Here is a 12,095-nt window from a genome sequence, read left to right on the forward strand (position 1 = left end):
CTAAATTTAATTCTCGCAAATGTAATTATATATTGTTATTAAAAAAAAGACTATCTAATACATTCATATTCTTAGCTTTAATAATGTTTACCGTTTAAAACTGATATCTAATTCCTAATCCAATATCAAAATCAAAACTATCTGAAAATTCACTATATCCTAATAAACCAATTTCAGGGCGCATATCTAAAGAAATTACGAGCGGAAAATCAAAATTATATTCCACACCAATATTACCTGCAGCGAAAACAAAGAGTCCGCCATCTACTTCCTCTCCATTAGGATCTGTTTCTGAAGGTCTACGTTCAAAATTTACATTCCCTAAACCACCACCAACACCATAGTACCAGTTAAAATCACCTTCTAAAGGTAAAACCCACTCATATAATCCTGATAATTTAAAGGCATCATATGCACGACTATCTCTAAAACCTAAATTTACCTCTAAACGATTGTTTCTACTTAATGATTTCTGGTATGATATTTCTGCGCCCAATCCATCACTATCTCCAAGTCGCAAACCAATAGTATGGTCAGACATGCTTTGAGCACTTACAAATGCTGGAAAAATCAAAAGAGCCAAGAGGCTTAATTTTAACAATTTCATTCTTTTTTATTTAAATATTAACACCAAAAATAGGATTTTACTTGCGTTCTGTAGTTAATAAAAACTTAATTTAGCATTCAAATTATTTTTAGATTGGAAACTGCATCATTACACGACCTCAAAGAGCGTTTAGAAGGAGAATTAAGAATAGACAAACTATCAAAAGCGCTATATGCTACAGACGCATCGGTTTATAGGAAAACACCTTTAGCTGTTGCTTTCCCTAAAAACACTTCAGACCTTCAAAAATTAATTTTATTTGCTAAAGAACACAGTATCGGATTGATACCTAGAACGGCAGGTACTTCTCTAGCAGGGCAATGCGTGGGTGATGGAATTGTAGTAGATGTATCTGTACATTTCACGAAAATTATTTCTGTTGACAAAGAAAAAATGCAAGTCACTGTACAACCAGGAGTGATACGTGATGAATTAAACACCTACTTAGAACCGTATGGCTTGTTTTTCGGCCCCAATACCTCCACAGCAAACCGTTGCATGATTGGCGGAATGGTTGGAAACAACTCTTCAGGAACTACATCTATACGTTACGGAATAACCAGGGAGTATACGTCTAGCTTAAAAACTATTTTATCTAACGGAGAAGAGGCGGAGTTTAAAGCACTCACGACAGATGAGTTTTTAGACAAAACCAAATTAGACTCTTTTGAAGGGTCTATTTACCGAAGTTTACATAAAGAACTTTCAAATAAAGAAATTCAAGAAGAAATTATAAGGGAATTCCCAAAACCACAAATTCATAGAAGAAATACAGGATACGCTATAGACGAATTGCTAAAAAGTGATGTTTTCGGTGGTAAAAAAGATTTAATTAATGTTTGCGAATTATTAAGTGGAAGTGAGGGTACTTTAGCATTTACCACAGAAATTACACTTCAATTGGTGCCAATACCACCAAAACTTTCGGCAATGGTAGTACCGCACTACCGCACTCTGGAAGATTGCCTTACAGACGTAGCTCCTACCATGAAACACAATTTGCATACGTGCGAAATGATGGACAAGGTGATACTTGACTGCACTAAAAACAATAGAGACCAATTAAAAAATAGATTCTTCGTGGCAGGTGATCCTGCCGCTCTTTTAATGCTTGAGGTAAAATCTGATACTGAAGAAGATCTACAAAAGCAAATTGAGGCACTTTTAGCGACTATAGAAGCTTCTGGACTAAGTTATTCCAATTCCATTCTAAATGCCCAGGAAGGAAAAATGGCTGCCGAATTGCGTAAAGCCGGATTAGGACTTTTAGGAAATATAGTAGGAGATAAAAAAGCAGTTGCGTGTATTGAAGACACTGCAGTTGCCGTAGAAGATTTAAAAGATTTTATTGGAGAATTTACACAAATCATGGCAGGTTACAAGCAGAGTGCCGTATACTATGCACATGCTGGTGCAGGAGAATTGCACTTAAGACCTATGCTTAATCTAAAAAAATCTGATGATGTTCACCTTTTTAGAGCCATCACGACAGATGTAGCCAAACTAACTAAAAAATATAAAGGCTCTTTTAGTGGAGAACACGGAGATGGTATTGTGAGAGCAGAATTTATCCCTTTAATGATCGGAGATAAAAACTACCAACTATTAAAGCGCGTAAAATCATACTTTGATCCTACAAACATTTTTAATCCTGGTAAAATTGTGGATGCTTTCGCCATGGATGAATCGTTACGCTATACGATCGATAGAAAAGAGCCAGAGATAAAAACACTCTTAGATTTTTCTGATAGTGAAGGTATTTTAAAAGCGGCAGAGAAATGTAATGGAAGTGGAGATTGCAGAAAAACTCACCAAAGTGCAGGCGGTATGTGCCCAAGTTATCACGCCACCAAAAACGAAAAAGATACTACACGAGGTAGAGCCAACGCGTTAAGGGAGTTCCTAACTACTTCTGAAGCACCAAACAAGTTTAATCAGAAAGAATTAAAAGAAGTATTTGATCTATGTTTAAGCTGTAAAGCTTGTGCAAGTGAGTGCCCAAGTAACGTAGATGTAGCTACTCTAAAAACCGAATTTTTATACCAATATCAAGAAGCAAATGGATACCCTTTACGAGGTAAATTATTTGCTTACAATACTCAATTAAATAAATTGGGAAGTAAGGTTTCTGGCTTAACTAATGCAATATATGATTCTAGTTTCTTTGGCGGACTCTTAAAAAGTAGTGCCGGAGTTGCTAAAGAACGTACCATGCCTAAAGTTTATAGTTTTAATTTCGATAAACACCTGCAAACACTTAATAACAAGAATACTAAAAATAAAAAAAGTATTGCCTTATATATTGATGAATTTACTAATTACCTAGATGTAGAACTAGGAAAAGACGCTATAGAAGTATTAACAAAGCTAGGCTATGATGTAGAATTATTCTATGCGGAAAGCGGCAGAACTTATATCTCCAAAGGCTTTTTAAAGCAGGCAAAAAAACTAGCGCTAGACAACATTGAAAAATTAAAGATATTTGCAGATAAGAATATCCCGGTAGTTGGATTAGAGCCTTCTGCAATTCTAACCTTTAGAGATGAGTATAGACGTTTTACAACAGATAAAGAAACGATAACAAAAATAGCTACAAACTGTTATCTTATTGAGGAGTTTTTAGCAAATGAAATTACAGCCGGAGTTTTAAATTCTGACGTATTTACAACAGCAACTAAAAAGGTTAAAATTCACGGGCATTGCCACCAAAAGGCCTTATCGAACCAAAAAGTGACATTTGACATTCTAAACCTTCCAAAGAATTACGAAGTATCTATTATCACTTCAGGGTGTTGCGGAATGGCAGGATCTTTTGGCTATGAAAAAGAACATTATGAAGTAAGTATGCAAATAGGGGAGTTAAAACTATTTCCCGCAGTGCGTAAGTCTCCAGAAGACACCATTATTTCTGCCAATGGTACAAGTTGTCGTCATCAGATTTATGATGGCACCAAAAGACAGGCCAAGCATCCTATTACAATTTTAAAAGAAGCACTAATCTAAAGAGCTTTCTTCTAAAGACGAAGAAGAATCTTTTTTCTTGTCTTGATTAAAAGTAATAGAAGCAATTAATTCATTGATGTCTAATTCTTTCAATTCCTCATCAGCATAAAAAGGGGAAAGTTTATCATTGTTATAGTGGTAGACTTTCCATCTTTTAAAAGAATATTCTAACGCTGTTAGGTTTTCTACCCAATCTCCAGAGTTTAAGTAAATACACGCTCCATTTTTATTTTCATATAGCTCTTTTTTAGGTTGATGAATATGTCCGCACACTACATAATCATAGCCATTCTCTATAGCCAAATCTGCCGCTGTTTTCTCAAAATCGTTGACATACTTGATAGCCCCTTTTACGCTATTTTTAATTCGCTTAGATAGCGAATATTTTTCTCTACCCATACGTGTTAAACACCAGTTCATGAACCGGTTAATCAATATTAGAAAGTCATAACCATAACCTCCAAGCTTCGCTAACCATTTTGCATTTTGTATGGAAGCGTCAAAAACATCTCCGTGAAAAAACCATGTTTTTTTTCCATTCAAATCCAATACTAGCTTATCAACAATACTCACGTATCCTATTGAAGTATCGCTAAACTTACGAAGCATTTCATCATGATTTCCAGTAATATACGTTACTTCAACACCGTTAGATGCCATACCTATAATCTTCTTTAAAACCTTTAAATGGGAAGGTGGAAAATACCGCTTACTAAACTGCCAGATATCTATGATATCTCCATTAAGAATGAGCTTCTTGGGCTGAATACTGCTCAAATATGAGATTAATTCATCGGCATGACAGCCATAAGTACCCAAATGCACATCTGAAATTACGACTACATCTATTTTTCTCTTTTTCAAATCTTCTCGTTTTTACAAAATTAAAGCAGAGACTATAAAGTTATCATCAATTGAAAATCAACATTATATCAGTTAAATGTTAAATATTTATTATGTAATTTCCTACAAGGTAAATTTTAGATTAAGACCACTCTAAGTTTGGGTTTATATGAATTTAGAATTACCTTTGAATCTGTTAAATTTTAAGAAGAAATGGCAGGAAATACATACGGAACTATTTTTAAACTTTCCACTTTTGGAGAATCTCATGGTGTTGCAATTGGTGGAGTTATAGATGGTTGCCCAGCAGGTATTGCCATAAACTTAGAAGAAATTCAGAATGAATTAAACCGACGTAAACCGGGCCAGTCTGCTATTGTTACCCAGCGAAAAGAACCGGATACCGTCGAATTTTATTCAGGAATCTTTGAAGGCGTTACCACAGGAACTCCAATAGGTTTTGCTATCCATAACACTAATCAGAAGTCCCATGATTATACACATATAAAAGATTCTTACAGGCCCTCACATGCCGATTATGTCTATGATCAAAAATATGGTTTTCGTGACTACCGGGGTGGTGGACGAAGTTCTGCTCGCGAAACAGCAAGTAGAGTAGTAGCCGGTGCTATCGCCAAACAATTTGTAAGCGCTATTAAAATTAATGCGTATGTATCTCAGGTGGGCACCCTTAAATTAGATAAAAACTATCAAGATTTAGATTTCTCTCTAACAGAAAGCAATCCAGTACGCTGTCCAGATCCTGCAACTGCGGCAAAAATGGAAGATTATATCAAAGAAATAAGAAAAGAAGGTGATACTATTGGAGGTATTGTAACTTGTGTTATTCAGAATGTCCCAATTGGCTTAGGAGAACCTGTTTTTGATAAATTACATGCGGAGTTGGGTAAAGCAATGCTTTCTATTAATGCTGTTAAAGGTTTTGAATACGGAAGTGGTTTTGATGGCGTGACTAAAAAAGGTAGCGATCATAATGATCAATACAATCCGGATGGCACCACAAAAACAAACTATAGTGGAGGCATACAAGGAGGCATTTCTAACGGCATGGACATCTACTTCAACGTAGCCTTTAAACCCGTAGCAACCGTAATACAACCTTACGAGACCATCGACAAAGAAGGTAATATGATCAAGACGCAAGGAAAAGGACGTCATGACCCTTGTGTAGTACCAAGAGCAGTGCCTATCGTAGAAGCAATGGCTGCTATAGTCTTGGCAGACTTCACTTTACTAAACAGAACCATAAAATTATAGTTAGGGATTTGGTAGATTAAGGTTCAAAACTGTATCTTTCTGTCCTAAAACTAATTATTTTATGAAGAAATTGGAATTGCACTGGCAAATTTTAATAGGCATGTTAGCCGGAGTATTATTTGCATTCATAATGGTTCAATTTGATTGGGGAGCAAAATTTGTTTCAGATTGGATAAAACCTTTCGGAAATATATTCATCAACTCGCTTAAACTTATTGCAGTTCCTTTAATACTCGCTTCCTTAATAAAAGGAGTGTCAGACTTAAAAGATATTTCTAAACTCTCACAAATGGGAGGTAGGACTATAGGAATTTATATTGTTACTACCGTCATAGCCGTTTCTATAGGTTTAGCTGTGGTAAATATTATACAACCCGGAAAATCTATATCGGAAGAAACAAGAACTCAGCTTGTTGAAAACTATAAAGGTGATGCTGATTCTAGAATAGCGCAAGCACACAAGCAGGAAGAATCGGGTCCATTACAAGCTCTGGAAGATATTGTACCTAGCAATATCTTTAAAGCGGCAAGTGATAATGGTAATATGCTACAAGTTATCTTCTTCGCTATTTTCTTTGGAATTGGATTGATCCTTATCCCAGAAGAACAATCCACACCAGTAAAAAAATTCTTTGACGGCTTTAATGAAGTAATTCTAAAATTAATTGATTTAATAATGCTTGCTGCTCCGTTTGGTGTATTTGCATTATTAGCAGCACTAGTAGTAGAATCTCCTAGCTTGGACTTATTTAAGGCCTTAGCTTGGTATGCCTTATGTGTTATTGTTGGATTATTTTTAATGATATGCGTATACCTTGGTTTTGTGTGGATATTCACTAAAAAATCGCCTTCATTTTTCTTAAAAGGGATGTCTCCTGCGCAGCTTTTAGCTTTTTCTACGAGCTCTAGTGCCGCTACCTTACCTGTTACTATGGAGCGCGTAGAAGAGCATTTAGGCGTAGATGAAGAAGTTACCAGTTTTGTGTTACCTATTGGTGCCACTATTAATATGGATGGTACAAGTTTATATCAAGCTGTAGCTGCTATTTTTATAGCACAAGCCTTTGGTATGGATCTAGATTTATGGGCGCAATTAGGAATTATCGTTACAGCAACTTTAGCCTCTATTGGTAGCGCTGCGGTACCCGGAGCCGGAATGGTGATGCTAGTTATTGTTCTTTCTCAAGCAGGAATACCAGAAGCGGGCTTAGCCTTAATTTTTGCGGTAGATAGACCATTAGATATGTGTAGAACAGTAGTGAATGTTACGGGTGATGCTGCCGTATCCATGATGGTTGCTAAATCTGTAGACAAACTACATGATCCTAAAGAAAGAAAATGGGATGACAATTATAAAGCTTAGATATTAATTATTTATACATAAAAAAGAGTCCAAAATAGGACTCTTTTTTTATGCTAATGAATGAAGTTTATTAGATAAAGTTATGCACTATGCATACAGATAAGCATCTTAAAGTAAGGCAGTATCATTTGATTTACAATCAATTAACTACCACTACTTAATAATTTACTTTAGCTGATGAAACGGTAAAGATTCCAAAATCATCAATGAGCATGGTTTCTTTATAGATGCCATTATACGCCATCAATCTATCTAATTCTTTCTGAGATCTTCTTCTCATCACCCAATTTTTCTTTTGATGACTATTTAACACATAGGCTATCATTTTTAATTGCGGATGCCACGGCTGACCCGTATAGACCACATGCGCATTCTTTTCAGCAACAGATTGTATTCCCGCTAGCGCTTTACTAGCCATTTCATTATCACCGAAGAGTTCTAATATCCCGGATACGATAATAATAGTTGGCTCAAAATTAATTTTCTTATACGTCTCTGGATCAAAACAATCAAAATTGGTAAATCGAACGTTCTTATACCCTTTAGTATCAATAACTTTCTGTCCTATATCAATATTCTCTTTTACAAATTCATTGATTACAATTTCTGCCTCAGGGTATGTATCTTTAATATCAAACAGGTAATTTCCGGTACCCCCAGCAACGTCTAAAATTTTAATGCTGCGGCCTGCTTTTTTTAACTGCTCTATATTCTTTTCTAAAAGTTGTAGCAAGTGCTGCTTTCGTATTCTAATACCTCGCCAACCTATTGCTTCAAGGTAATTTTTATCCATCATGGTACCAAAACCTAATTTTCCTTTAGGTTTATTATGATAGACATAATCTAGAGATGCCCCAGAATCAAAACCATGTTCTAAGCCAATAGCCATCCCGTCACTAATTTTTCCTATTTTACTTAAAGACCATTTTTGAAACTTGAAATTTAAGTTATTACCTTCTTTATTTTGTAGACTCCTATGTTCTACCATTGAAAATTGATCCGGCTCAAGGCTAAGCTTTTTCTGGGGTTGCTTGAAACTCTGTACTGCAAAAGCTTTCATCTTATCATAGACCAATTCTTTTTCGGTTTCAAACAAAATACCATGAAAAAAGTCTGGCAATAATTCAAGTTGCTTTAAATTTGTGTCTAACTTATCGAAAAATATTTTTTGATCCTTATTAAATACCACCTTGTCTTTCTCTGCAGACAAAATAAGCGTTGGGGTATCTATAGCTGCTGCATCTTCTACCAAGCGTTTACCTGCATCTGCTAAGTCTATCAATAATTTGGCATCAATGGATCGTGTAATCAAAGAATCTGTATCATAGGCATTTTGCTGCGCTACGTCGTGTGTTAACAGGGTAGATTTTACATAGCTTTTAATAATCAAATCCTTTTTCAACTTAGTACCCAAAGTAATCATCTCATTGGCTAAAGGTACAATGAGGTTGATTCTAAAAGCAGGAGCAAGCAGTGCCATACCGGCAATATTTGGCGCGTAATCATGAACCCATGCAGAAGCAATGACACCACCAATACTATTTGCTATTACAAACATATCTGTACTAGGAATAGTGTATGCGGATTTTAAATAGAGCGCAAAAGCATCTAAATCTCTCACATAGTCCATAAAAACAGAAGATGTTTCTGTCTTCGTATGACCATGACCCCGAAGATCAAAAGCAAAAATATTATACTCTGAAAATTGAGAAGAAGTAGCAATATCATTTAAACGCTCAGAATGTTCATGTCCACGATGAATGATGATAACACTCTTTTGAGATGGTTTGAAATTCCATTTGCGATAAAAAATTTCGCTTCCATCAAAACTATTAAAATGTCCGTTACTCATATATTGATTGTCTTTAAAAAATCCTGTACATAGCTATGTATTACAGCATTTTTGTGGGTGGTTTTTATTTTTATTAGTGCCTCGTCTAAAGGTAAAGATAGAATATTTTTTACAACAAGAATCCCAACCAATGTACTTCTGCTAAGCCCCATAGTACAATGAATTAGTATTTTTCCATCTTTAGGTAATTCCTTGTAATGTGATGTTATTTCTAAGACGATTCTTTTAATTTCGATAGTATCGAATGCTCCGATATCCAATAAGGGAACAGCATGATACACACAATTACCCTTAATTGCATTATTTTCTTCCAATTCTGCCGAAAAATCATATACTAAAGTGTTTTGATTGCCTTTAAAATTTTGAAATTCTGAATGATCAAGCCTCGACGAAACATACAGCTTTGGAATAAGTTCTATAGGCTTTTTATTTTTCCTTAAAAATTTCCAAAACAACCAATACAGCCCGATGTATGGGAAATACACTATTTTTTTATACCACGGAATAGTACCCTCGTTATTTTTTAAAAAGTATATGCTATTTTTTTGGTAATGGTACCCCACTAAAAATAGAACCAATGCGGGCCATAATAAAATGAGTCCGCTTGCATGATAAAATTCAAAAACCACCAGACTTAACAGAATCACCAGCCAGCCTCCTAAAAAATAACAGTTGGCGAGGTAAAAATTTCGTAATTTGAAATTGTTTTTCTCCGCAGGAAAAACGATAAAACTCAATTGCCCTAATATGGCTCCAGTAACTACATCTAGTAAATGATGCTGATACGTGGTCAACGTAGCGAGACCCAATAACACCAACCATACGGCCGAGACTTGACGCCAGGGAGCTGTAAAGTTTCTAAAGACCGACCAAAATATAAAAGCAAAAGCGATATGTAATGAAGGAGCTTCATTGAAAGGAGAATCTACTTTTTTAATAAATTGAAAGAAAAAATTAAATAAAACACTACTTGTTTCTGGTTTTATGAATGAAAATTTCAAAGGAAATAATAGAAAAAATAACCCAGCAGCAACACTCACAAATACGACCCGTTTTGTCAAGGTCTGTAGTTCTTGCCTTGTTTCACAAAGAAAAAAAACAATGACAAAAAATATTCCGCTAGTCATATATGGTATTACTGTCCAAGGAATAAAGGGAATGTACTGCTCAAAACTAAAAATAAATGAAGGCACGTAATCTAGCGTAGACGCATACCAAGCATTCACATTATAGAACAGACTAAATACCGTAGCACACAGCGCCACTAGCTTTATTCTTGTCCCTATTGTTACTCTTGCTTCATCCATTTGGCTTTTTTATACATAATAAGATTAAGAATAGGAGCAGGGAGTAGCGATAAAAATGTCATCATCCATTTCATTTTTAAAGGAAAAATAACCAGCTTTTTTTTAGCATCAATAGCTTCGACAATTTTTTTTGTAGCCACATCAAGCGGTACTAAAAAAGGTTTTTTACTCAAGTCGTTGTTGTTTAATGCTCTTAATTTTAAGGTATCCACATACCCCGGAGCAATAGTAGTTACTGAAATGCCGAAAGGTTTTAAGGCTCTATGATAAGCATCTGAAATTTGGAGTATAGCACGTTTAGTTTTCGTATACAGACTAGAGTTCTTATAATCTAAAATACCTGATACAGATGCAATTACCACAATATGACCACTTTTTTGATGTAGCATAGCCGTTCTTGCAACTTCAAAGCAATTGGTAGCTCCTAAAATATTGGTTTTAAGCATTTGCGCAGCTTCTTCATAAGAAATTTTTCCTGCAACATCTTCTGCGTAGCTACCTGTGCAATTTATGAAGAGATCTAGATTTTCCTGTTCATTTAAAAAGCTTTGTACGGCCAACGTAAGTGAAGAAATCTCACAAACATCTACCTGATACGCAAGTAAACTAGAAGGCTTATTTCCCGAAATTTTATCTAAATCTCTACCACAAACCCCAACATGAAAGCCCTTAGCGCAATAATGTAGTGCTAATGAATATCCAATTCCAGAGGTTCCGCCGGCAATAAAAACATTCATATGCAAAAGGCTATTTTCATGAGTTTATAAATGTAAGTTTTTCAAAGCAATTAATAGAATTACTTTTCTGATTGCATGGCCTTCATGGTTTGCTGATATCCGTACTCCCATTGTTTATCCATATCATCTTTAAAGTCTTGATAAGATTTAGGGTATTCAAAGCAAATCTCAAGGTTTTTCCAATCTATACTTTTCTTGATGAAATGCCCTTTTAAATCTTTCTTGATATGAATGGTATCAATCTGAAAATTAGCGCCCTGATTTTCAATTTCTTGTAAACGTTGGTTGCCACTATACCCTAAAACTGCACGTACCAGCGCTTCTTCAACCGGACTATAAGACTGTTTTTTTTCTATAGTTACTGTTTTGGCTAGATGTTTAGCCAATTCAATAGGAATTAAATCAACAGCGCCTCCTGCAAAGTAGGTATCTTCTAAGTACACAGGAGCCACGTAATACATATCAGAAACAGAAATCCGTGCACTAACTAACATGGAGAGATTTGTTTTAATTTTTACTGATGCTGATACGGCACTATTTTTATAATTTTCGGAAGTAATGGTAATTGCACTTAGGTCTATTTTACTAGCCGTTTCTTTATCTGTAAATATCACTTTTTGATACAATTTTTTACCGCCTCTTTTTTGTCCTATAAGCTTAGGATCAAAAAGTATTTGAGAGCCTATCAAGAGTGTAGGTATTTCTGAAGAAAACCTTGTTGCTGTCAATGAAGGAAAATCTCTGGAAAAATCTTGAGATACGTCTGCAAGATATTTATAGAATACGTCTTCTATAAAAGGTGCATTCTTTTTAGACCATACTTTTTGGAGTGAAAGAAGTCCTATCCTCGACAACTTCTTCTCTTTTGTTAGCCGGTCTTTTGTTGCAAATTGATAGTATTCTTCTGATTTCAAATATGCTTTGCGTGAAATCGTATCTGGAAAAGTTGTTATCACTGCTGCTGCAAAAGCACCTCCGCAAGTTGCAATAAGAACATCTGGTTTCATTTGCAACTCTTCTAATGCCGCATACATTCCAAGATAAATCATTAACCGTGTACCTCCGCCAGAAAGAATAAAAGCATTATTGAATTTACGTTCCATAG

General features: G+C 35.2%; 9 protein-coding genes. 3 read left to right on the top strand and 6 right to left on the bottom strand.

From position 1 onward, the window contains the following. Positions 1–94 precede the first annotated feature (94 nt). On the bottom strand, positions 95–607 hold the full coding sequence (locus tag M666_RS15530; RefSeq protein WP_024480929.1) for a hypothetical protein: 513 nt from the start codon (positions 605–607) through the stop codon (positions 95–97). 93 nt (positions 608–700) lie between these two features. On the opposite strand from M666_RS15530, the gene M666_RS15535 reads away from it, so the two are divergent. Then, complete coding sequence (locus M666_RS15535) at positions 701–3,610, top strand: FAD-binding and (Fe-S)-binding domain-containing protein (RefSeq protein ID WP_029446581.1); 2,910 nt, start codon at positions 701–703, stop codon at positions 3,608–3,610. On the opposite strand, the gene M666_RS15540 is transcribed toward M666_RS15535, so the two are convergent. Further along, positions 3,602–4,474: a UDP-2,3-diacylglucosamine diphosphatase gene (locus M666_RS15540; protein WP_029446582.1), complete on the bottom strand. Its 873-nt coding sequence runs from the start codon at positions 4,472–4,474 to the stop codon at positions 3,602–3,604. The genes M666_RS15535 and M666_RS15540 overlap by 9 nt on opposite strands. A 192-nt stretch (positions 4,475–4,666) precedes the next feature. Between M666_RS15540 and aroC the strand changes: the two genes are divergently transcribed. Both aroC and M666_RS15550 read left to right on the top strand, forming a co-directional pair. Next, the gene (aroC, locus tag M666_RS15545) at positions 4,667–5,731 is read left to right on the top strand and encodes a chorismate synthase (RefSeq protein WP_025615250.1); all 1,065 of its coding nucleotides are present in this window, start codon (positions 4,667–4,669) and stop codon (positions 5,729–5,731) included. Positions 5,732–5,792: 61 nt separating this feature from the next. Then, entirely contained in the window at positions 5,793–7,094 is a 1,302-nt protein-coding gene (locus M666_RS15550; protein ID WP_029446583.1) for a dicarboxylate/amino acid:cation symporter, read from the top strand. A gap of 157 nt (positions 7,095–7,251) precedes the next feature. Here M666_RS15550 and M666_RS15555 read toward each other — a convergent pair whose 3' ends face one another. Genes M666_RS15555 through M666_RS15570 form a run of 4 tightly spaced genes read right to left on the bottom strand, consistent with a single transcriptional unit; the run spans position 7,252 to position 12,093 of the window. Beyond that, a complete protein-coding gene (locus M666_RS15555) occupies positions 7,252–8,946 on the bottom strand; it encodes a bifunctional alpha/beta hydrolase/class I SAM-dependent methyltransferase (RefSeq protein ID WP_029446584.1) in 1,695 nt (564 codons plus the stop codon). Further along, a complete protein-coding gene (locus M666_RS20060; RefSeq protein WP_029446585.1) occupies positions 8,943–10,253 on the bottom strand; it encodes a phosphatase PAP2 family protein in 1,311 nt (436 codons plus the stop codon). The genes M666_RS15555 and M666_RS20060 overlap by 4 nt, the downstream gene beginning before the upstream one ends. Continuing rightward, complete coding sequence (locus tag M666_RS15565; protein WP_029446586.1) at positions 10,235–10,990, bottom strand: SDR family NAD(P)-dependent oxidoreductase; 756 nt, start codon at positions 10,988–10,990, stop codon at positions 10,235–10,237. Before M666_RS15565 ends, M666_RS20060 begins: the two co-directional genes overlap by 19 nt. Positions 10,991–11,049: 59 nt before the next feature. Then, positions 11,050–12,093, bottom strand: coding sequence for a patatin-like phospholipase family protein (locus M666_RS15570; RefSeq protein ID WP_029446587.1), 1,044 nt, complete (start codon positions 12,091–12,093; stop codon positions 11,050–11,052). Positions 12,094–12,095: the final 2 nt, after the last annotated feature.

This window comes from Cellulophaga baltica 18 (assembly GCF_000468615.2).
GTDB classification, from domain to species: domain Bacteria; phylum Bacteroidota; class Bacteroidia; order Flavobacteriales; family Flavobacteriaceae; genus Cellulophaga; species Cellulophaga baltica.

Coding starts and splice junctions, on each gene's coding strand:
- aroC (WP_025615250.1), top strand. CDS start 4,667: ATGGCAGGAAATACATACGGAACTATTTTTAAACTTTCCACTTTTGGA.
- M666_RS15530 (WP_024480929.1), bottom strand. CDS start 607: ATGAAATTGTTAAAATTAAGCCTCTTGGCTCTTTTGATTTTTCCAGCA.
- M666_RS15555 (WP_029446584.1), bottom strand. CDS start 8,946: ATGAGTAACGGACATTTTAATAGTTTTGATGGAAGCGAAATTTTTTAT.
- M666_RS15550 (WP_029446583.1), top strand. CDS start 5,793: ATGAAGAAATTGGAATTGCACTGGCAAATTTTAATAGGCATGTTAGCC.
- M666_RS20060 (WP_029446585.1), bottom strand. CDS start 10,253: ATGGATGAAGCAAGAGTAACAATAGGGACAAGAATAAAGCTAGTGGCG.
- M666_RS15570 (WP_029446587.1), bottom strand. CDS start 12,093: ATGGAACGTAAATTCAATAATGCTTTTATTCTTTCTGGCGGAGGTACA.
- M666_RS15565 (WP_029446586.1), bottom strand. CDS start 10,990: ATGAATGTTTTTATTGCCGGCGGAACCTCTGGAATTGGATATTCATTA.